Below are 20,574 nucleotides of genomic sequence, written 5' to 3' on the forward strand. Positions count from 1 at the left end.
CATGTCCGTGATCGAATCCGAAGAGCACAAGGCCCTCCGCGAAGCCGTCGCCTCGTTCGCGAAGAACCACCCCCGCACCCCCGCCCCCGGCGACCGGCAGTTCTGGCAGGAGGCAGCCAAGCTCGGCTACATCGGCGTCAACCTGCCGGAGGCATACGGCGGTGGCGGCGGCGGCATCACCGAACTCTGCCTCGTCCTGGAGGAGATGGGCGCCGCCGGCAACCCCCTCCTGATGATGATCGTCTCCCCGGCGATCTGCGGCACCGTCATCTCCCGCTTCGGCACCGAGGCCCAGAAACGGGAGTGGCTGCCCGCCCTGGCCGACGGCAGCCGCCTGATGGCCTTCGGCATCACCGAACCCGACGCCGGCTCCAACTCGCACCGGATCACCACCACCGCCCGGCGCGACCCCGACACCGGCGACTGGCTGCTCACCGGCCGCAAGGTGTTCGTCTCGGGTGTCGACATCGCCGACGCCACCCTCATAGTGGGCCGCACGGAGGACGCCCGCACGGGGAGCCTCAAGCCCTGCCTGTTCATCGTCCCGCGCGACACCCCCGGCTTCGGGCGCCGGGTGATCGACATGGAACTCAACGCCGCCGAGAAGCAGTTCGAGCTGGTCCTGGACGACGTGCGGCTGCCCGCCGACGCGCTCGTCGGTGGGGGCCCCTCCCACGCTTTCGGCAGTGGGGGAGAGGACGCCGGGCTGCTCCAGCTCTTCGCCGGCCTCAACCCCGAGCGCATCATGACGGCCGCGTTCGCGATCGGCATGGGCCGTTTCGCGCTGTCCCGTGCCGTCGAGTACGCGCGTGAGCGCACCGTCTGGAAGGCCCCCATCGGCGCCCACCAGGCGATCGCACACCCCCTCGCCCAGGCGCACATCGAGCTCGAACTCGCCCGCCTGATGATGCAGAAGGCCGCGTACCTCTACGACGCCGGGGACGACGTGGGCGCGGGCGAGGCCGCCAACATGGCCAAGTACGCGGCCGCCGAGGCGTGTGTGAAAGCCGTCGACCAGGCCGTGCACACCCTCGGCGGCAACGGCCTCACGCGCGAGTTCGGGCTCGCCAGGCTGATAACCGCCGCGCGCGTGTCTCGTATCGCGCCGGTGAGCCGGGAGATGATTCTCAACTACGTCTCCCACCAGACCCTGGGCCTGCCCAAGTCGTACTAGGGGTCGGACCCCCCTGAGCCCGCCAGGCTTCACGGCCGTCTTGGAGGAACCATGTTCCGAAGCGAGTACGCGGACGTCGCGCCGGTCGAACTCCCCATCCACGAAGCGGTGCTCGCCCGGGCCGCCGAGTTCGGGAGCACCCCGGCGCTGATCGACGGCACCGACGGCACGACCCTCACCTACGAGCAGCTGGACCGCTTCCACCGGCGGGTCGCCGCCGGGCTGGCCGAGGCGGGCGTCCGCAAGGGGGACGTGCTCGCGCTGCACAGCCCCAACACGATCGCCTTCCCCACCGCCTTCTACGCGGCCACCCGCGCGGGCGCGTCCGTCACCACCGTGCACCCCCTGGCGACCCCCGAGGAGTTCGGCAAGCAGCTGAAGGACTCCGGGGCGCGCTGGATCGTCACCGTCTCACCGCTGCTGGGGACCGCTCGGCGGGCCGCCGAACTCGCGGGCGGGGTCGAGGAGATCCTCGTCTGCGACAGCGCGCCCGGTCACCGTTCCCTGATCGACATGCTGGCCTCCACGGCCCCCGAGCCGGTGGTGGGGATCGACCCGGCCGAGGACGTCGCCGCGCTGCCGTACTCCTCCGGCACCACCGGCGTCCCCAAGGGCGTGATGCTCACCCACCGGCAGATCGCCACCAACCTCGCGCAGCTCCAGCCACTGATCACGGCGGGCCCCGGCGACCGCGTCCTCGCCGTGCTCCCGTTCTTCCACATCTACGGGCTGACGGCCCTGATGAACGCCCCGCTGCGGCAGGGCGCCACCGTCGTCGTCCTGCCGCGCTTCGACCTGGAGACGTTCCTCGCGGCCATCCAGAACCACCGCATCACCGGCCTGTACGTGGCCCCGCCGATCGTGCTGGCCCTCGCCAAGCACCCCCTGGTCGCCCAGTACGACCTGAGCTCCCTGAAGCACATCGTCAGCGCCGCCGCGCCCCTGGACGCGAGCCTCGCCGCCGCCTGCTCGCGGCGGCTCGGGCTGCCGCCCGTCGGGCAGGCGTACGGCATGACGGAACTGTCGCCGGGCACCCACGTCGTCCCCCTGGACGCCATGGACGAGGCGCCCCCCGGCACCGTCGGCAAGCTCATCGCCGGCACCGAGATGCGCATCGTCTCCCTCGACGACCCCGCGAAGGACCTCGGCCCCGGCGAGTCCGGCGAGATCCTCATCCGCGGCCCCCAGGTCATGAAGGGCTACCTCGGCAGGCCCGACGCCACCACCGCGATGATCGACGAGCAGGGCTGGTTGCACACCGGGGACGTCGGCCACGTCGACGAGGCCGGCTGGCTGTTCGTCGTGGACCGGGTCAAGGAGCTCATCAAGTACAAGGGCTTCCAGGTCGCACCCGCCGAGCTCGAGGCGCTGCTGCTCACCCACCCGGGGATCGCCGACGCCGCCGTCATCGGCGTCTACAACGAGGACGGCAACGAGGTCCCGCACGCCCACGTCGTCCGTCAGCCGTCCGCCCCGGAGCTGTCCGAGGGCGAGATCATGATGTACGTCGCCGAGCGCGTCGCCCCGTACAAGCGGGTCCGGCGCGTCACCTTCATCGACGGCGTCCCGCGCGCCGCCTCCGGAAAGATCCTGCGCCGTGAACTCCGCGCGGCGCACGAGGAGCCCTCGTGACCCTGATCGGCCGCACCCGCGCGCGGGGCGTCGAAACGCTCCGTCTCGACGCCCCGGAGCGCCGCAACGCCCTGTCCGCCGCCCTCGTCGCCGAGCTGGCCGGGGCACTGACCGACGCGGGGGAGGACACCGCCGTCCGCGCGGTGGTCCTGACCCACACCGGCACCACCTTCAGCGCGGGCGCCGACCTGCGCGACCCGCCCGCGCCGGATGCGCTGGTGGGCCTGCTGCGGCAGATCGTCGAGCTGCCCAAACCGGTCGTCGCGCGGGTCACCGGGCACGTCCGCGCGGGCGGTCTCGGGCTGCTCGCCTCCTGCGACATCTCCGTCGCCTCCCTCGCGGCCGACTTCGCGTTCACCGAGGTACGCATCGGGGTCGCCCCGGCCGTCATCTCGCTGCCGCTGCTGCCCCGCACCGACCCGCGCGCGCTGGCCCGCTACTACCTCACCGGGGAGCGCCTCGACGCCGCCGAGGCCGTCCGCACCGGCCTGCTCACGGCGGCCGGTGAGGACGTGGACGCCACCCTGGCCCCGATCCTCGACGGTCTGCGCAAATCCGCCCCCGAAGCCCTGGCCGAGACGAAACGGCTGCTCACGGCTAAGGTGCTGGAGACCTTCGACCGGGACGCGGCCGGCCTGACCGCGCTCTCGGCCCGCCTCTTCGCCTCCGCCCACGCGCGCGAGGGGATGACGGCCTTCCTCGAACGACGGGATCCGGAATGGGTGGTGTGAGCGCGGCCGACCGTGCGGAACGAGTCCCCAAGCAGGACCGCAGCCGGGCCACCCGGCAGCGGCTCCTTGAGGCCGCCGTGGCCTGCCTCGCCGAACACGGCTGGGCGGGCTCCACGGTCTCCGTCGTCGCCGAACGGGCGGGTGTCTCCCGGGGGGCCGCCCAGCACCACTTCCCGACCCGTGAGGACCTCTTCACGGCCGCCGTGGAGTACGTCGCCGAGGAGCGTTCCACCGCCCTGCGCGCCCTCTTCCCGGAGGGCGCCGCGGCGGGTGACCGCCGCGCGGTGGTCGCGGCCCTCGTCGACCTCTACACCGGTCCGCTCTTCCGCGCGGCGCTCCACCTGTGGGTCGCCGCGTCCAACGAGGAACAGCTGCGCCCGCGCGTGACCGAGCTGGAGTCGCGCGTCGGCCGCGAGAGCCACCGCATCGCCGTCGAGCTCCTCGGCGCCGACGAGTCCCGCCCCGGCGTCCGTGAAACCGTCCAGGGCCTCCTCGACATGGCCCGCGGCCTGGGCCTCGCCAACCTCCTCAGCGACGACACGGCCCGCCGCGAGCGGGTGGTGGCCCAGTGGGCGGCCCTGCTGGAGCAGGCGCTGCGCTGAGGCGGCCCTGGTCCCGGGTCACGGGGCGAGCCGCTCCACCCGCCAGCTCCCGTCCGCCTCCGCGACGTACCGAAGGCGGTCGTGGAGCCGGTTCTCCCTGCCCTGCCAGAACTCCACGGCCCGCGGGACCACCCGGAAGCCGCCCCAGTGGGGTGGCACCGGCACCTGCTCGCCCTCCGGGTAGCGGGCGGCCAGGTCGGCGTAGGACGCGTCGAGCTCCGCGCGGCCCGCGATCACCGACGACTGGCCGCTGGCCCACGCGCCCAGCTGGGAGCCGTGCGGGCGGGTGCGGAAGTAGGCCGCGGTCTCGTCGCGGCCGGTGCGCCGCGCGGTGCCGGTGACGATGACCTGCCGGGCCATCGGGTGCCACGGGAACAGCAGGGCGACGTGCGGGTTCCCGGCCAGGTCACGGCCCTTGCGGGAGCCGTAGTTCGTGTAGAAGACGAAGCCCTCGTCGTCGAAGTGCTTCAGCAGCACGGTGCGTGAGCTGGGCCGTCCCTCGGTGTCCGCAGTCGAGACGATCATGGCGTTCGGCTCGAACAGCCCGCCGTCCGTCGCCGCCTGTTTGAACCAGCGGGCGAACTGCTCCACGGGAGTGGCGGCCAGGTCGGTCTCGGAGAGCCCCTCGGTCCGGTAGTGCTTGCGCATCGCGGCGAGAGCGAAGGGCACGGCGTCTCGGTCGGTCACGCCGTCATCCTGCCGCATGAACGCGGCGCCCGGGGGAGCGGTGGCCTTCGTCACCCCCTGGCACTGAGTGCCGCGAACCCTCCCCAAAGCTGGCACTCAGGGATATCGTGCTGGCACTGATCCGGTTGGGTGACCGCCAGCCGGGCATCACAGGGGTACGTCCAGGACCGCGAGTCCACGCAGCGTGACCGCGGATCCACCGGACGCACCCACTCGCGCCGAGCCGACCCGACACATGGTCGTCCCACCCCACAACACCATCTGTCACCCACCTCACGAGGAGCCGCCTGATGTCCGACTTCGTACCCGGGCTCGAAGGAGTCGTCGCGTTCGAGACGGAGATCGCCGAACCGGACAAGGAGGGCGGCGCCCTCCGGTACCGGGGCGTCGACATCGAGGATCTGGTCGGGCACGTCTCCTTCGGCAACGTCTGGGGACTGCTCGTCGACGGGGCGTTCAACCCCGGGCTGCCGCCCGCCGAGCCGTTCCCGATCCCCGTGCACTCCGGTGACATCCGTGTCGACGTGCAGTCCGCGCTCGCCATGCTGGCGCCCGTGTGGGGCCTGAAACCGCTCCTCGACATCGATGCCGAGCAGGCCCGTGACGACCTCGCGCGCGCCGCCGTCATGGCCCTGTCCTACGTCGCCCAGTCCGCGCGCGGCCAGGGCCTGCCCATGGTGCCGCAGCGCGAGATCGACAAGGCGGAGTCCGTCGTCGAGCGCTTCATGATCCGCTGGCGCGGTGAGCCCGACCCGCGGCACGTCGCCGCCGTCGACGCGTACTGGACGTCGGCCGCCGAGCACGGCATGAACGCCTCCACGTTCACCGCGCGGGTCATCGCCTCGACGGGCGCGGACGTCGCCGCGGCCCTCTCCGGGGCCGTGGGCGCCATGTCAGGACCCCTGCACGGCGGCGCGCCCTCACGCGTGCTGGGCATGATCGAGGAGATCGAGCGCACCGGGGACGCCGAGGCGTACGTCAGGCAGGCCCTCGACAAGGGCGAGCGCCTCATGGGCTTCGGCCACCGCGTCTACCGCGCGGAGGACCCCCGCGCCCGCGTCCTGCGCCGCACCGCCCGCGAGCTCGGCGCCCCGCGCTTCGAGGTCGCCGAGGCCCTGGAGAAGGCCGCCCTGGCGGAACTGCACGCCCGCCGCCCCGACCGGGTGCTCGCCACCAACGTCGAGTTCTGGGCCGCGATCGTGCTGGACTTCGCCGAGGTCCCGGCGCACATGTTCACCTCGATGTTCACCTGCGCCCGTACGGCGGGCTGGTCGGCGCACATACTCGAGCAGAAGCGCACGGGCCGCCTGGTCCGGCCGTCGGCCCGCTATGTCGGCCCCGGCAGCCGCGACCCGCGCGAGATCGAGGGCCACGGGGACATCGCCCACTGATCCGCGGACCCCGGGAACGCAGACGACCCGCGAGTCTGGTTCCTCCCTCGGGAGGAGCCGGCCGGACGTTACCGGCGACTCGCGGGTCGGGTGACTGCGTGGGATTGGGCCGGTCGCGTGCATCACGCACACGCTGGTCCGGCGCCGAACCGAGTACGGCGGCGGGCCACTAGCCCGCAGCCACCTCTTCCGTCCGGTGTGCATACATCTGCCGAACCACCTCCTTTCCGAAGTACCGCCCACATTAGGAACCGATCGGCGCCGGATCAACCACTTTTTTCCGGACCGGTCCGCCGGAGGGGGTCCGCCCCCGGTCAGATGCCCAGGAGCTGCTTCACCGGCTCGATGGCGAAGTAGGCGAGGAAGAGCGCCGCGGTGCCCCAGAGCAGCCAGTGCACCTCCCTGGCCTTGCCCAGGCACGCCTTGATGACCACGTAGGCGATGAAACCGGCGCCGATGCCGTTGCTGATGGAGTAGGTGAACGGCATGACGACGATGGTCAGGAAGGCGGGGACGGCGAGGTCGTAGCGGTTCCAGTCGATGTGCCTGACCTGCGTCATCATCAGGAAGCCCACCGCGATGAGGGCGGGGGAGGCGGCCTGCATGGGAACGATGGTCAGCACGGGCGTGAAGAAGAGGGCGAGCGCGAACAGGCCGCCGGTGACGAGGTTGGCGAAGCCGGTCCGGGCTCCCTCGCCGACACCGGCGGCGGACTCGATGTAGGTGGTGGCGGACGAGGAGGAGGCCGCACCGCCCGCGACGGCCGCCGCGCTGTCGATGAGCAGGACCCGCCCGAGGCCGGGGACCTGTCCGCGCTCGTCGAGCAGGCCGGCCTCGGCGGTGACGCCGACGACGGTTCCCATCGTGTCGAAGAAGTCGGACAGGATGAGCGTGAAGATCAGCAGGACGACGGTGAGCACGCTGATCTGGCCGAACGAGCCGAACAGGTCGAACTGACCGAGCAGTCCGAAGTCGGGCGCGGCCACGGCCTCGTCCGGCAGTTCCGGCGCGGTCAGGCCCCAGGACTTGACGTCGGCGAGCTGGTCGATGACGACGGAGAGGACGGTCATCACCACGATGCTGATGAGGATGGCGCCCCGCACCTTGCGGGCCAGAAGGACGACCGTGAGCAGCACGCCGAGGCAGAACACGAGCATGGGCCAGCCGGTGAGGCTGCCGGTGCCGAGCTGGACCGGCACGGTGGTGTTCGCGGCGTCCGGGATACGGGTCACGAACCCGGAGTCCACGAAGCCGATGAAGGCGATGAACATGCCGATGCCGACACTGATGGCCTGCTTGAGCGGCTGCGGAATGGCGTGCATGACGGCCTCGCGCAGACCGGTCAGCACCAGGACGCAGATCAGCAGGCCCTCGAGCACGACCAGGCCCATCGCGTCGTCCCAGCTCATCAGGGGAGCGATCTGGAAGGCGACGACGGCGTTGAGACCGAGGCCGGCGGCCAGGGCGAGCGGGAGGTTGCCGGCCACTCCCATGATGACGGTCATCACGGCGGCGACCAGGGTCGTGGCGGTCGCCAGCTGGGCGGGGTCGAGCTTGTCGCCGAACTTGTCCTCGGTGCTGCCCAGGATGATCGGATTGAGCACCAGGATGTACGCCATGGTGAAGAACGTCGCGAATCCGCCGCGTATCTCACGACCGTAGGTCGAGCCGCGTTCGCTGATGCGGAAGAACTTGTCGAGGGCGCCGGCTCTAGGGGGTGCGGGGTCGGCCTGGCCGGTCGTCATGGTCTGCAAGGGATGTCTCCTGGGCATACGCGGGGGTGGGGTGCACGACGATGCCGCCGGAGAGCTTGGCATTCGGTACGCGGTCACACGCACGGCGGCCTGCGAGCGGATCCTACGGAGCCCTGCGAGAGGGTCAACAGCTCTGCAGGAAAAGGAAGTTGCGAGCGCAATGATCTCCGTTGCTTCCTACAGAATCAGCGCCGACCTTCCCGCCATAACGGGATGCAGGCGACAGGGGCCGTGGTGCTCACCCTGCGTCGCTCCCTACTGTCGCACCGTGCATCCTCCACTCCCCTTCAGCGCACGCGCCGCCCGCATCCTGCGCGAGAAAGTCGGGATGGCTCCCGGCCACGTCGCCTACGGCATGCGCGCCTCCTACGGAATGACCCACGTCACCCCCGACCACATCACCGCGTGGGAACGCGGCATGGCCGTCCCCGACGCCCATGAGCTGACCGCCCTGGCCGGTGCCCTGTGGTGCGCGCCCCGCGACCTCATGGGCACCCCGCGCACCCTGCGGGAACACCGCATCGCCCGCGGAATCGCCCCGGAGGACGTCGCCCGCGCCACCGGCGTCCCGCTCCACGCCTACCTCGCCATGGAGGAGAGCGGCCGCTGGACCGGCGGCCGGCGGGAGTCGGCCCTGCTCGGGGCCGCCCTCGGGCTCCCCCCGCGGGCCCTGCTCTCCATCACCGGCGGTGAGGAGGAACTGGCCCGGCTGCTCACCGAGGCCGTCTCCACCCGCTGGCAGGCGCACATCCGCGAGATCGCCGATCTGGTCTCCGTCGACCGCCGGGAACTGAAGAGCACGCTGCGCGCCATGCACGACGAGTACCAGACCCTCATGGCGGCCACCCTCAGCCGGGGCGGCGGCGCCGACTCCGGCGAGGGCGGGCGGCGCTATCTCGAGGAGATCGTCCATCACTTCTGGACGCGGTTCGAGAGCCGCTGACCCCCGCGAACGGGCGGTATGTCCCGCCCGGACGGGGAACCCGGACCCCGGCGCACAACAATTCCCTCAATCTTGTCGAGAACCCGGTGTGCGCTGTGTCACGTTCACGTTGAATGATTGCAGTGAGCGAACCGTCGTGCCGTACGTGCGGACGCAGCCTGCAGGGGGTCCAGGTGAGTGCTTCCCGGCGTAGTGGGACCACCGACGAGCTGGGGCCGGACGAGCCCGAGCCCGCGCGGGAGGGGTCGGACGGCTCCGACCTCCTCGCCGCGCTGCTCGACGGCATGGACGCCGCCCTGTGCGCGTTCGACGCGGACGGTGTGGTGACGCACTGGAACCGCGAGGCGGAGCGGATCCTCGGCTGGACCGCCGCCGAGGCGGTGGGCCGTGCCGGGTTCGCCGGGTGGGCCGTGCGCAGCGCGGACGCCGAGGAGGTCGAGGCGCGGCTGATGTCGGCCATGGACGCGCCGGGCCGGCAGGTGAACGAGTTCGCGCTGCTGACCAAGGACGGCGGCCGGGTACTGGTGCGGACGCAGTCCGCGGCCGTGCGCGGGCCCGAGGGGAAGCCCGCGGGGGTCTACTGCGCCTTCAGCGAGGTGCACGCGCAGATCGATCTCGAGCGGTCGATCGCGCTGAGCGAGGCGCTGCTGGAGGACGCGAGCTGGGGCGTCGTCCTGGTCGACGCCGACCTGCGGCCCGCGGTGGTGAACGCGCACGCCGCGCGGGCCCTGGGCGCCGGGCGCACGTCCGTGCTCGGGCGGCCGCTGGGGGAGCTGCTGGCGCAGGGCGCGGAGGAACTGGAGAGCGCCCTCACCCATGTGCTCGCGGAGGGCGCGCCGCCGGCACCGGCCGAGCTGTGGGTGAGCGTGCGCACGCCGGAGGGCGAGCGCAGACGGTGCTGGCGGAGCGGGTTCGTGAAACTGGCGTCACCGCTCGCCGAGGAGCCGGTGCCGCTCGGGGTCGGGTGGCTGTTCCAGGACGTGACCGAGTCACGGCAGGGCGAGCAGGAGGCGTCGCTGCTGCGGTTCCGCGCGCAGCAGCTGCACCGCGCGGCGCGCGCGGCGGCGGAGTGCGAGGACCCGGCGGAGGCGGCGACGGTCCACCTGGACTTCGCGCTCGCCGGTTTCGCCGACCACGCGCTGATCGACCGCGTGGCCGACTGCGCGGAGGGCACCGACCGGGTGCGGCTGGTGCGGATCGCCGCCACCCCGTCCGGCGCGCCGGGGCCCAGCAGGCTCGACGGGCGGGCGGGGCTGCCGGTGCGGTACGGCGAGGGACATCCCGCGGTGCAGTGCGTGGAGCGGGTCGGGTCGGTGCGGGCCGGGGCGGGCTCCCTGTCCGCCGAGGACGCGCGGGCGTGGGCGCTGGCCCGGCAGTGGCCGGCGGACGCGGTGCACGCCCTGTGCACGGTGCTGCGCAGCCGGGGGCGGACGCTGGGCGCCGTGACGTTTCTGCGGGCGGCGGGGCGTAACGCGTTCGAGCGATCCGACGCCATGTACGCGGAGGACGTGGCCGTCCGCATCGCCACGGCCCTTGACCTGGCGGCCCTGCTCACCCCGGACGACTGACACGCCCTTCGCCGGGGGCGCCGCCCCCGGCGAAGGGCGTACGGCTCAGTGGCCGTAGAAGATGCGGTCGGCGTACTCGTCGAAGACGCGCGCGTTCCAGTCGTGGCCCCCGTCCACGTTGCCCGAACGGAGCAGCGGCGGCTCGATGCCCCGGTCGGCGAGGGCGGCCGCGGCGGTGGCCACGACGGCCTGCAGCAGCGCCGTGGTGACGACCGTGGAGGCGGGGGCGAAGGGCGCGGGCACGTCGTCGTGCGTCAGCTCCGCGTCACCGACCGCGATGCCGGAGTCCAGGACGAGATCGCAGTGGTCCTTCAGGAAGGTCCCGGAGGAGTGCCGCGACGAGGTCTGTGCCGCGTACGCCACCGAGGTCACGCCGATGACCTTCACGCCCAGCTCGCGCGCCTTCATCGCCATCTCCACGGGCAGCGCGTTGCGCCCCGACAGGGAGATGATCAGCAGCGTGTCCCCCGCGCGGAGGGGCGAGCACTCGAGCACGACGCTCGCGAGCCCGTCGACGCGCTCCAGGGCGGACCCCAGCGTCGCCGGCCTCACGTCGACGCCGACGGCGCCCGGCACGGTGAGCAGGTTCATCAGGGCGAGTCCGCCCGCGCGGTAGACGAGGTCCTGCGCGGCGAGCGAGGAGTGCCCGGCGCCGTAGGCGAAGAGACGGCCGCCGTCCGCGACCGTGTCGGCGAGCAGCGCGCCCGCGGCCGCGACGGCGTCGGCCTCCTCGTCGCGGATCCGCCGGAGCAGGTCGATCGCGGCGTCGAGGAACCGGTCGGCCGGCGTGCGGTCGCTCATGCGGCATCCCTTCGCGGGTGGAGTGTTGCGGATCACCGTGCGGTCTGGACCAGTACCGTGTCAATACGGCGCCCGGGGGCCCCGCTTGCCGGCCCGCGGCCACTGTTCCCGCGGTGCGACACGGTTGTCAGCCGCATGCGTAAGAATTGAGTCCTGGGCCAGCGCACGCGCCGGTGAGCAGTCCAGCCTCCGGCAGAGCCAATTCGCAGATCTCATCGAGGGGCATGTATGTCCGGACTGATCGACACCACGGAGATGTATCTCCGCACCATCCTCGAGCTGGAGGAGGAAGGTGTGGTCCCCATGCGCGCCCGGATCGCCGAGCGGCTCGACCAGAGCGGGCCCACGGTCAGCCAGACGGTGGCGCGCATGGAGCGCGACGGACTGGTGTCCGTCGCCACCGACCGCCACCTGGAACTCACGGAGGAGGGACGCCGGCTGGCCACGCGGGTGATGCGCAAGCACCGTCTCGCCGAGTGTCTGCTGGTCGACGTGATCGGCCTGGAGTGGGAGCAGGTCCACGCCGAGGCATGCCGCTGGGAGCACGTGATGAGCGAGGCCGTCGAGCGCCGCGTGCTGGAGCTGCTGCGGCACCCGACCGAGTCGCCGTACGGCAACCCGATCCCGGGCCTTGAGGAGCTGGGCGAGAAGGACGGCGCCGACCCGTTCCTGGACGAGGGCATGGTGTCCCTGGCCGATCTCGACCCGGGCACCGAGGGCAAGACGGTCGTGGTGCGCCGGATCGGCGAGCCGATCCAGACGGACGCGCAGCTGATGTACACGCTGCGCAGGGCGGGCGTGCAGCCCGGTTCGGTGGTGAGCGTGACGGAGTCGGCGGGCGGGGTGCTGGTGGGCAGCAGCGGCGAGGCGGCCGAACTGGAGACGGAGGTCGCCTCCCACGTGTTCGTCGCCAAGCCCTGACCGCGCCCGGAGACGGGATCCGCCGCTGGGAACGCGCCGATTCCAAGATCCAGTACGTCGAATCGCAGCGCTCGCCGGAATCGCGTGCGAGGCTGTCGCGTGAGGCATATGACCTGAGGGGCTCTTGGCCGGGCCGACAGCGATGTCACCCCGGCCGGGGAGGGGCGGGACGGTGTGCCGTGACCACGTGAGGAGCCCCGGCGCCGTGTGGCGCCGGGGCCTGTCCTCCCCTGTGCTGACCCGGAGCCCCGAGCTCTCAGGGTCATTCCCCTCGGACCGTTTTCCCCGAGCGGTCCGCCTCCCGCTGAAGATCTCCCCCGGCCCGCGGCGATCAATCCCCGCCGGGGGTCACTCGAACGAGGGGTGTTGCCGGGCGAAAAGACGTCCTCGAACGTGCATTCGATAACCTGGGGCGGGCAAGGGCGACAGACAGGGCCGGGACAGCAGTGGGCAGGCAAGCGAGCTTGGGGGGTGCCAGGACCATGGCGCGACGCATCGACGTGACCGGGGCGGACGGGGTACGGCTCGCCGCCTGGGAGTTCGGCGACCCGCCCAAGAACGGGACGGGCCCGGCGGAGTCCGCCGAGCCGGACGCGCCCGGTGTGCTGTTACTCCACGGCCTGATGGGCCGTGCCTCGCACTGGGCGTCCACCGCCCGCCGGCTCTCCGCGCGCTACCGCGCGGTCGCCCTCGACCAGCGCGGCCACGGCCGCAGCGACAAGCCCCCGCAGGCCTCCTTCACCCGCGACGCCTACGTCGACGACGCCGAGGCCGCCCTCGAACAGCTCGGCCTCGGCCCCACCGTCCTCGTCGGCCACGCGATGGGCGCGCTGACCGCCTGGCAGCTGGCCGCCAGGCGTCCCGACCTGGTGCGCGGCCTGATCATCTGCGACATGCGCGCCTCCGCCCTCGGGGCCGCCTCGCAGCGCGAGTGGGCGGAGTGGTTCAAGGCCTGGCCGGTCCCCTTCGCCACCCTCGCCGACGTACGCAAGTGGTTCGGCGAGGACGACCCCTGGGTGGAGCGGCCGAACCCCGCCCGCGGCGAGTTCTACGCCGAGGTGATGGCCGAGTCCCCCGACGGCTGGCGTCCGGTCTTCGATCCGGACCAGATGCTGCGTTCCCGCGAGACCTGGGTGTACGACGCCCACTGGGAGGAACTGGCCCAGGTGCGGTGCCCCGCCCTGGTGGTCCGCGGCCTCGACGGCGAGCTCGGCCGCGCGGAGGCCCAGGAGATGGTGCGCGTCCTGCCCCGCGGCCAGTACGCGGAGGTCGCCGACGCGGGCCACCTCGTCCACTACGACCAGCCCGAGACCTGGCTGGCCGCGATCGAACCCTTCCTGGACTCCCTCACCGGGAACTGAGCGACCCGCGCGGCGCCCGTCGCGCGGGTCTCACCCCTTGCTGACCGCCGTGATGATCTCCGGCAGCCGCCGGGCCGTCTGCGGCGCTGCGAGCCGCAGTCCCAGCAGGGCCAGGGCCGCCCCGTAGACCGTGCCCGCCGGCAGCAGCAGCCAGAGCAGGTCGTGGCCGGCCGCGTCGACGTTCAGCCAGATCGTGAGCGCGATGACCGGTACGCACAGCACCGCCGCCGCCACCATCCCGCCGAAGATCGAGATCCAGGCCAGCCCGACCTGCCCGGGGGCCACGTTCTTGTAGCCCTCCTGCGGGATGGAGTACGGGAAGCGGGCCGAGGTCCACGCGCCCGTCGCGAGCATCGCGCCGAGCAGGGCGAAGGACAGGCCCAGCGCCTCCGGCAGCCGCGCCCAGTCGCCCAGCATCGCCGTCGTCAGCACGGTGACGAGCGCGGAGTACGGCAGGGTGATCAGCAGCAGGGCCAGCGCGCGGCCGCGCAGTTCGACGTACGCGTCCCGGGCCGACGAGATGGTCGTCGCGACCATCCAGAACGCCGAGGTGTCCTGGCCGAACTGGTTGTACATCATCACGCCGAGCATCCCGGCGGCGAAACAGGCGAAGTAGACCGAGCCGGTGCCCTGCCAGGCGTTGAACACCGGCACGATCAGCCCGATCGCCAGCGAGGTCACCCACGCGGTCTTGGTCTTCGGGTCGCGCCGGATGTAGCGCAGGCTGCGCTCCATGACCGTGCCGGTGCGGCCCGGGGGCAGCAGCCGGGCGAGCCCGGACGACGCGCGGTCGCGCACCGGCGTCTCGCCGCCCTGGAGCGTGGAGCCGTCCGGTGAGGTCATCAGCCGGGTCAGGGAGCGCGACCACAGGGCGAGCAGCCCCGCCAGCGCCGCACCGGTCAAAGCGAGTTGTGCCGCGGCGACCCCGTACGACCCCTCGCCCGCCGCGTGCACCGCGCCGAGCGCCGACGCCGGCGGGAGCCACCGCAGCACGTCCGCCGGCCCGTCCAGCTCCGCCAGACCGGACGAACCCAGCCGCTGCGCACCGAAGTTGACCAGTTGCGCCCCGACAGCGATCACCAGTCCGCTGAGCACCGCGAGATCCCGGCCCCTGCGGCTGGTCAGCAGCCGCACATTGGCCACGGCGACCGCCCGCGCGAGCGCCACGCACACCAGCAGCGCCAGCGGCACGGCGAGGGCACCCACGGCGAATGCCGCCCCGCCGTGCGCGACGGCGATCACCGAACCGGCGAGCAGACACAGCGTGAACAACGGGCCGATGCCGACCAGCGAGGCCACGAGCAGCGCCCGCACCAGCGGCCGCGGCCGCAGCGGCAGCATCACCAGCCGGGTCGGGTCGAGGGTCTCGTCGCCGCCGGGGAAGAACAGCGGCATCACCGCCCAGCCCAGCCCCACCACCGCCACGAGGAGCACGGCCAGGGACTCGACGTGGTCGACGCCGCGCAGCGCGATCAGCCCGATGAGCTGGAGCGCGGCGAACAGCAGGGCGGCGACGGCGGAGGCGATGTACGCGGCCTTGCGGCCGCCGGACTGCCGCAGACCGTTGAGCAGCAGGGACAGCTTCAGCCGTACGAAGACGGGAGTGATCGCGGGCGCGCTCACCGGGCCCCGCCGCCCAGCCAGTCGAGGTGGGAACCGGCGTCCCGGCTGTCCGCGCCGACCAGTTCCAGGAACGCCCGCTGGAGCGAGGGCGCGTCCCCGCGCACCTCGGCGAGCGGACCGTGGGCGCGGATGCGGCCCGCGGCCATCACCGCCACCCAGTCGCACAGCGACTCGACGAGCTCCATGACGTGGGAGGAGAACACCACCGTGGCGCCGGACGCGGTGTACCGCTCCAGCACGCCCCGGATGATCTGCGCGGAGACCGGGTCGACGCCCTCGAACGGCTCGTCCAGGAAGAGGACCTCGGGATTGTGCAGCAGGGCGGCGGCGAGGCCGATCTTCTTGCGCATGCCGGTCGAGTAGTCGACGACGAGCTTGTGCTGGGCACCGGCCAGGTCGAGGACGTCCAGCAACTGCGTGGCCCGCTTGTCGACCTCGTCACCTGGCAGCCCTCGCAGCCGCCCCGTGTAGGCGAGCAGTTCACGCCCCGACAGCCGCTCGAACAGCCGCAGTCCCTCCGGCAGCACCCCGATCCGCGCCTTGACCTCCACCGGGTCCCGCCACACGTCGTGCCCGACGACCTCGACGGTGCCCTGGTCCGGCCGCAGCAGCCCGGTCACCATGGACAACGTGGTGGTCTTCCCCGCGCCGTTCGGCCCGACCAGCCCGATGAACCGCCCGGCCGGCAACTCCAGATCGATCCCCCCGACGGCGACCTGCTGCCCGAACCGCTTCCAGAGCCCTTGTATGCGTACGGCACTGACACCCACCGCGTCTCCCTCCGTCGGCACAGAAGACTACGGGGCGCGCAACACCCTTCAGGGGCGCGGGACGGTGCCGATGTGCGGCTCCGCCGCGTGGGCGCGGCACGCCACAACGGACCGCAGCCGCGATACCGCAGGCGCCGCGCAGGACAACAGGCGTCCTACCGGTCCCTCCCGCACGCATACGCCAACGGCGACACCAGCTCCTCCGCATCCGGCAGCCACCGGTTCGCCGCGGTCGGCCGGCAGGCCCACTGCACGGCCCCCCGGCACCCGAACCGCGTGGGCGGCGCCGCCACGTACGCGCCCTCTCCCAGGACCGTCAGGTCCAGCGACGGCGACGACCACCCCGCCTTCCGCAGCAGACCGGGAACCTTCGCCGCCGCCCCCGGCAGCACGAAGAACTCCATCCGCCGGTCCGGCGTCAGCGTGACCGGCCCCGGCGTCAGTTCCATACGCTCCATCCGCGCGAGCGCCAGGAACCCGGCCGTCTCCGGGACGGAGATCGCGTCGAACGTCCGCCCCGTGGGCAGCAGGATCGAGGCGGCCGGGTGCGCCTGCCACATCCGCCGTGCGACGGTGGCGCTGCCGGTCGCCCGGGTCGCCCAGTCCCGGCGCCCCGGGTGCGCGCCGGGTGCCGGGCACGCCGCGTCACCGCACGAGCAGCCGTGCACCCCGTCGACGACCTCGAGCCAGGTGCCCGGGAACACGTCCCAGTGCCGTTCCTCGGCATAGCGAACGGCGGTGTCCAGCAGCGATTCCCCGCGCTGCTTCGGGATCTGTACGGCGTCGGCGCCCGCGATCGTCTCTTCCACGACGAACACAACTACGGCCGTCACCAGGGGTTACGCCCGCCCGCACGCGCGGGGGAGGAGCATCGTTTCCGTCTTCGGGGCGCATGGGTGCATCCGTGGGGGCGCGCGGGAGGATCCGCATCCGCGGGTGGGTAACCACGAGGGGGGCCGGCACCAGCCGTTACCCCGGCAATCCTCACATGTCCCGCATTGTCGGCACATCGGCGGGGCATTGATCTTCACGGCCGGTTCTTCTCGCCGGGACGTGAGAAGTACGGCCGCGGAAGAACGTCAACCCGGTGCGTGGGCAGGCACCGCAGCCTCAGGGGGTACGCCATGGCCGCAAGGCCTCTCGTCGCGCGGCAGCCGAACGAACGGCTGCAGGCGCTCATCCAGGAAGCCGGATGCTCCAACGCCGGTCTGGCCCGCAGGGTCAACATGTGCGGCGTCGAGCACGGCCTCGACCTGCGCTACGACAAGACGTCGGTGGCCCGCTGGCTGCGCGGACAGCAGCCGCGGGGCCGGGCACCGGCGATCATCGCCGAGGCCCTGGGCCGCAAACTGGGCCGTACGGTCACGATCGACGAGATCGGCATGGCCAACGGCAAGAACCTCGCGTCGGGTGTCGGTCTCCAGTTCTCGCCGACGGTACTGGGGGCCATCGAGCAGGTCTGCGAGCTGTGGCGCAGCGACGTGGGGCGGCGGGACTTCCTGTCCGGTTCCTCCGTCGCCGCCTCCGCGCTGGTGGAGCCGAGCCGCGACTGGCTGATCTCCGCCCCCGACGGGCAGGTGGCGCGTTCCGCCGGCCCGCGCGTGGGACAGTCCGACGTCGCGGCCGTACGGTCCATGACGCAGGCGCTGGTCGACCTGGACCACCAGTACGGCAGCGGGCACGTCCGCCCGGTCGTCGTGCACTACCTCAACAGTGTGGTCTCGGGGATGCTGGCGGGGTCGTACCGCGAGGCCGTGGGCCGGGACCTGTTCGCCGCGGTCGCGCGGCTGACCGAACTCGCCGGCTACATGGCGGTCGACACCGGGCAGCCGGGTCTCGCCCAGCGCTACTACATCCAGGCGCTGCGGCTGGCGCAGGCGGCCGGGGACCGCGGCTACGGCGGGTACGTGCTCGCCGCCTCCATGAGCCACCTGGCCGCACAGCTCGGAAACCCGCGCGAGATCGCGCAGTTGGCGCGCGCGGCGCAGGAGGGCGCGCGGGGGCGCGTGACCCCTCGGGCGGAGGCGATGTTCCTCGCCGCGGAGGCGCGCGGGCACGCGCTGATGGGCGACGCGCACGCCGCGCAGGGGGCGGCGGGGCGGGCCATGAGCGCCATGGAGGCCGCCGACGCGGCCTCCGGCGACGACCCGGCGTGGATCGCGCACTTCGACGAGGCGTACCTGGCGGACGAGTTGGCGCACTGCCACCGGGACCTCGGGCACGCCGAGGCCGCCGCGCGGTGCGCCCGCCAGTCCCTGGAGGGGCATCCCGAGTCGCGGGCCCGGCGGCGGGCGATCGGCTACGTCCTGCTGGCCACCGCGCAGGTGCAGCAACGTGAAATCGAACAGGCCTGCAGCACGGGTCTGAAGGCGGCCGGGCTGCTGAACGGGCTGCGGTCCAACCGGGGTGCCGAGTACCTGGAGGACCTCCAGCAGCGTCTCGAGCCGTACCGGGAGGAGCCGGTGGTACGGGAGTTCGGGGCGCGTATGGAGCTCCAGGTGGCGGCGTGACGCCGGTGACCGGGCGGCGGGACGGGAAGGGGGTGACCTGATCGGCGTGCGGTGACCTGGTTTCGTTACCGCGCTCACAGGGCAGGAGGCCGGGTTCCGTGCTGCGTGGCACGGGGCTCCGGGGACCCGGTAGCGTGAGCCGACGATTCACAAGGTCCCCCATTGGTAGGAGTCCCGGTGACGCAGAGTGGACAGGGCGAGGAGCCCTCGGCGCGCCCCGCGCGCGAAGGCATCGTGCTGCCCTCCGACGGTGGTGAACCCCTGTTGCCGGGCACGACGGCCGGACCGGCCGCCCCCGCCGGCGGCGCGGACGGCACGCCGTCCGCCGGCGGCTTCCCCGCCTCGGCACCGCCCGGCGGCCAGACCTGGGGCACGCCGTGGGGTCCCGACCGGCAGAACCCGGGGCCGCCCGCGGGCCAGGACTGGCAGCAGCCCGCCTCCGACGCCGGCCAGTGGGGCACCCCGCAGCAGTCCCCCTGGGGCGAGCAGAACCCGCCCCGGGGCGCCGGCCCACTGCCACCCGAGGGCGCCCGTCCTCCGGCGCACGGCACCCACGCCGCCCCGCCCAGGCCGGACACGGCGTACGGCTCTCCTGCCGGGGGAGACGGCAACGGCGCCGCGCCGCAGCCGGACGCCGGGTACGGCGGCCACCCGGGCACGGACGGCGCGCCCGGCGCCGGTCAGAGGTACGGCGACAACGCGGCGTCCGCCGCCAGTCCCCGGCCGGACGCCGGGTACGGCGGCCACCCGGGCACGGACGGCGCGCCCGGCGCCGGTCAGACGTACGGCGCGCCCGGCGCGCACCGGACCGGTGACGCGTACGGCGCCCACGCCGGGGGAGCCGCCGCGTCCGCCCCCATGCCCCAGCCGGGCGCCGGCCACCCCGGCATGCCGGCCCCGCACGGCTCCGGTTACGGCGCTCCCGCCCCGGACGCGTACGGCTCCCCGGCCGGTGGCGCGCCGCTGCCGCACGCCGCGCCCGACGGGGCGGAGGGGGCCACCCAGTTCCTGCCGCCGGTACCCGCCGGCGGTGCCGACGAGGGCGCGACGCAGTACATACCCCCGGTGGGCCCGGGTGCGCTGCCGCCCGAGATGCCCGCCGCGCACGACTCCGAGACGACCCGGTACCTGGGTCTGTCCCCGCAGCACGCCCCCGGTGCCGGCCACCTGCCGCCCGCCGGGAACCCCGACGCCGAGGCCACCCAGTACATCGCCCCCGTCACCGACCAGCCCCCCGGGCAGCCCTACGGCGCCCCGGCCCCGCCGCCCGGTGAGGGCAACCGGCAGCCGCCCGCCGAGTTCGACAACCTCTTCCGCAGCGACGACGGCGGCCCGGCCGGATCCACCCAGCAGCTCCCGCGCGTGGAGTACGGCGGGCCCGCCCCGTCCGCTCCCGCCCCGTCCCCGGCCGGCCCGGCCCGCGGCGGCCGGGGCGGACGCGGCGGCGGCCGCTCCGGCACCCGTGTACCGGTCATCGCGGCCGTCGGCGTCGGTATCGCCGTCCTCGGCGTCGGCGCGGGCGCCCTGCTCGGCAGCGGGGGCGCCGACGACGACGGCGGCAACCAGACCGTGTCCGCCTCCGCGCCCGCGAGCGAGGAGGCCTCCCCCTCGCCGTCCGTCGATCCCGTCCGTGAGCAGGCCGTCGAGCTCGACAAGCTGCTGGCCGACAGCGGCGACAGCCGCACCGCCGTGATCAACGCGGTCGCCGACGTGAAGGCCTGCCGCGACCTCGGCCGGGCGGCCAAGGACCTGCGGGACGCGGCCGGGCAGCGCAGCCGGCTGGTGACCGACCTCTCCGCCCTCTCCGTGGACAAGCTGCCCGACCACCAGGCGCTGACCACCGCGCTCACCAAGGCGTGGCAGGCGTCGGCCTCCGCCGACAACCACTACGCGGCCTGGGCGGACCAGGTCGCCGGTGCCAAGGGCAAGTTCTGCAAGAAGGGCCAGGCCCGGTCGACCGGCCAGACCCAGGCCGGCAACCGGGCCAGCGGCACCGCGACCGCGGAGAAGGGCAAGGCGGCCCAGCTGTGGAACGCGATCGCCAAGCAGTACGGCCTGACCGAACGCCAGCCGACCCAGCTGTGACGAGCCCCTGAGGGACGGCGG

At 73.2% G+C, this 20,574-nt stretch carries 17 protein-coding genes; 11 read left to right on the forward strand and 6 right to left on the reverse strand.

Annotated features, from left to right (window positions below; translation table 11 throughout):
• The first annotated feature begins 1 nt into the window (after position 1).
• Genes F1615_RS10735 through F1615_RS10750 form a run of 4 tightly spaced genes read left to right on the forward strand, consistent with a single transcriptional unit; the run spans position 2 to position 4,139 of the window.
• Positions 2-1,174 (forward strand): acyl-CoA dehydrogenase family protein, encoded by a 1,173-nt coding sequence (locus F1615_RS10735; protein WP_149548682.1) that lies wholly within the window; start codon positions 2-4, stop codon positions 1,172-1,174.
• Positions 1,175-1,225: 51 nt separating this feature from the next.
• Entirely contained in the window at positions 1,226-2,806 is a 1,581-nt protein-coding gene (locus F1615_RS10740) for a 4-coumarate--CoA ligase family protein (protein WP_149548683.1), read from the forward strand.
• Complete coding sequence (locus tag F1615_RS10745; protein WP_149548684.1) at positions 2,803-3,537, forward strand: enoyl-CoA hydratase family protein; 735 nt, start codon at positions 2,803-2,805, stop codon at positions 3,535-3,537. Before F1615_RS10740 ends, F1615_RS10745 begins: the two co-directional genes overlap by 4 nt.
• On the forward strand, positions 3,525-4,139 hold the full coding sequence (locus F1615_RS10750) for a TetR/AcrR family transcriptional regulator (protein ID WP_149548685.1): 615 nt from the start codon (positions 3,525-3,527) through the stop codon (positions 4,137-4,139). The genes F1615_RS10745 and F1615_RS10750 overlap by 13 nt, the downstream gene beginning before the upstream one ends.
• Positions 4,140-4,157: 18 nt before the next feature.
• Here the strand turns inward: F1615_RS10750 and pdxH are convergent, their stop codons facing one another.
• Positions 4,158-4,844 (reverse strand): pyridoxamine 5'-phosphate oxidase, encoded by a 687-nt coding sequence (pdxH, locus tag F1615_RS10755; protein ID WP_149548942.1) that lies wholly within the window; start codon positions 4,842-4,844, stop codon positions 4,158-4,160.
• A gap of 272 nt (positions 4,845-5,116) precedes the next feature.
• Here pdxH and F1615_RS10760 point away from each other — a divergent pair, with 272 nt between their 5' ends.
• Positions 5,117-6,217: a citrate synthase 2 gene (locus F1615_RS10760; protein WP_149548686.1), complete on the forward strand. Its 1,101-nt coding sequence runs from the start codon at positions 5,117-5,119 to the stop codon at positions 6,215-6,217.
• A gap of 314 nt (positions 6,218-6,531) precedes the next feature.
• On the opposite strand, the gene F1615_RS10765 is transcribed toward F1615_RS10760, so the two are convergent.
• Complete coding sequence (locus tag F1615_RS10765) at positions 6,532-7,962, reverse strand: NCS2 family permease (protein ID WP_149548943.1); 1,431 nt, start codon at positions 7,960-7,962, stop codon at positions 6,532-6,534.
• Between the two features lie 277 nt (positions 7,963-8,239).
• On the opposite strand from F1615_RS10765, the gene F1615_RS10770 reads away from it, so the two are divergent.
• Positions 8,240-8,914 (forward strand): helix-turn-helix domain-containing protein, encoded by a 675-nt coding sequence (locus tag F1615_RS10770; protein WP_149548687.1) that lies wholly within the window; start codon positions 8,240-8,242, stop codon positions 8,912-8,914.
• A gap of 173 nt (positions 8,915-9,087) precedes the next feature.
• Positions 9,088-10,482, forward strand: coding sequence for a PAS domain-containing protein (locus F1615_RS10775; RefSeq protein WP_244328689.1), 1,395 nt, complete (start codon positions 9,088-9,090; stop codon positions 10,480-10,482).
• A 45-nt stretch (positions 10,483-10,527) separates the two neighbouring features.
• Here F1615_RS10775 and F1615_RS10780 read toward each other — a convergent pair whose 3' ends face one another.
• Positions 10,528-11,283, reverse strand: a complete 756-nt coding sequence (locus F1615_RS10780) for an SIS domain-containing protein (RefSeq protein WP_149548689.1) — start codon at positions 11,281-11,283, stop codon at positions 10,528-10,530.
• A 228-nt stretch (positions 11,284-11,511) separates the two neighbouring features.
• Here F1615_RS10780 and F1615_RS10785 point away from each other — a divergent pair, with 228 nt between their 5' ends.
• The gene (locus F1615_RS10785; RefSeq protein ID WP_149548690.1) at positions 11,512-12,204 is read left to right on the forward strand and encodes a metal-dependent transcriptional regulator; all 693 of its coding nucleotides are present in this window, start codon (positions 11,512-11,514) and stop codon (positions 12,202-12,204) included.
• A gap of 482 nt (positions 12,205-12,686) precedes the next feature.
• A complete protein-coding gene (locus F1615_RS10790) occupies positions 12,687-13,565 on the forward strand; it encodes an alpha/beta fold hydrolase (RefSeq protein ID WP_149548691.1) in 879 nt (292 codons plus the stop codon).
• 30 nt (positions 13,566-13,595) lie between these two features.
• Here F1615_RS10790 and F1615_RS10795 read toward each other — a convergent pair whose 3' ends face one another.
• The 3 genes from F1615_RS10795 to F1615_RS10805 all read right to left on the reverse strand — a co-directional run bounded on the left by F1615_RS10795 (position 13,596) and on the right by F1615_RS10805 (position 16,776).
• Positions 13,596-15,188 (reverse strand): transporter, encoded by a 1,593-nt coding sequence (locus F1615_RS10795; RefSeq protein ID WP_149548692.1) that lies wholly within the window; start codon positions 15,186-15,188, stop codon positions 13,596-13,598.
• Complete coding sequence (locus F1615_RS10800) at positions 15,185-15,958, reverse strand: ABC transporter ATP-binding protein (protein WP_244328690.1); 774 nt, start codon at positions 15,956-15,958, stop codon at positions 15,185-15,187. The genes F1615_RS10795 and F1615_RS10800 overlap by 4 nt, the downstream gene beginning before the upstream one ends.
• A 155-nt stretch (positions 15,959-16,113) precedes the next feature.
• On the reverse strand, positions 16,114-16,776 hold the full coding sequence (locus F1615_RS10805) for a bifunctional DNA primase/polymerase (RefSeq protein ID WP_167533721.1): 663 nt from the start codon (positions 16,774-16,776) through the stop codon (positions 16,114-16,116).
• A 306-nt stretch (positions 16,777-17,082) separates the two neighbouring features.
• Between F1615_RS10805 and F1615_RS10810 the strand changes: the two genes are divergently transcribed.
• Both F1615_RS10810 and F1615_RS10815 read left to right on the forward strand, forming a co-directional pair.
• A complete protein-coding gene (locus tag F1615_RS10810) occupies positions 17,083-18,468 on the forward strand; it encodes a transcriptional regulator (protein WP_149548695.1) in 1,386 nt (461 codons plus the stop codon).
• Between the two features lie 177 nt (positions 18,469-18,645).
• Complete coding sequence (locus tag F1615_RS10815; protein ID WP_149548696.1) at positions 18,646-20,553, forward strand: hypothetical protein; 1,908 nt, start codon at positions 18,646-18,648, stop codon at positions 20,551-20,553.
• The last annotated feature ends 21 nt before the right edge of the window (positions 20,554-20,574 follow it).

Origin of the sequence: Streptomyces marokkonensis (genome assembly GCF_008312835.1) — a bacterium.
In the GTDB taxonomy this organism is placed as follows: domain Bacteria; phylum Actinomycetota; class Actinomycetes; order Streptomycetales; family Streptomycetaceae; genus Streptomyces; species Streptomyces marokkonensis_A.

Excerpts from the sequence above, each read along its gene's own strand:
- F1615_RS10760 (WP_149548686.1), top strand. The coding sequence starts at position 5,117 with ATGTCCGACTTCGTACCCGGGCTCGAAGGAGTCGTCGCGTTCGAGACG.
- F1615_RS10785 (WP_149548690.1), top strand. The coding sequence starts at position 11,512 with ATGTCCGGACTGATCGACACCACGGAGATGTATCTCCGCACCATCCTC.
- pdxH (WP_149548942.1), bottom strand. The coding sequence starts at position 4,844 with ATGCGGCAGGATGACGGCGTGACCGACCGAGACGCCGTGCCCTTCGCT.
- F1615_RS10765 (WP_149548943.1), bottom strand. The coding sequence starts at position 7,962 with ATGACGACCGGCCAGGCCGACCCCGCACCCCCTAGAGCCGGCGCCCTC.
- F1615_RS10735 (WP_149548682.1), top strand. The coding sequence starts at position 2 with ATGTCCGTGATCGAATCCGAAGAGCACAAGGCCCTCCGCGAAGCCGTC.
- F1615_RS10780 (WP_149548689.1), bottom strand. The coding sequence starts at position 11,283 with ATGAGCGACCGCACGCCGGCCGACCGGTTCCTCGACGCCGCGATCGAC.
- F1615_RS10790 (WP_149548691.1), top strand. The coding sequence starts at position 12,687 with ATGGCGCGACGCATCGACGTGACCGGGGCGGACGGGGTACGGCTCGCC.
- F1615_RS10740 (WP_149548683.1), top strand. The coding sequence starts at position 1,226 with ATGTTCCGAAGCGAGTACGCGGACGTCGCGCCGGTCGAACTCCCCATC.
- F1615_RS10750 (WP_149548685.1), top strand. The coding sequence starts at position 3,525 with ATGGGTGGTGTGAGCGCGGCCGACCGTGCGGAACGAGTCCCCAAGCAG.
- F1615_RS10810 (WP_149548695.1), top strand. The coding sequence starts at position 17,083 with ATGGCCGCAAGGCCTCTCGTCGCGCGGCAGCCGAACGAACGGCTGCAG.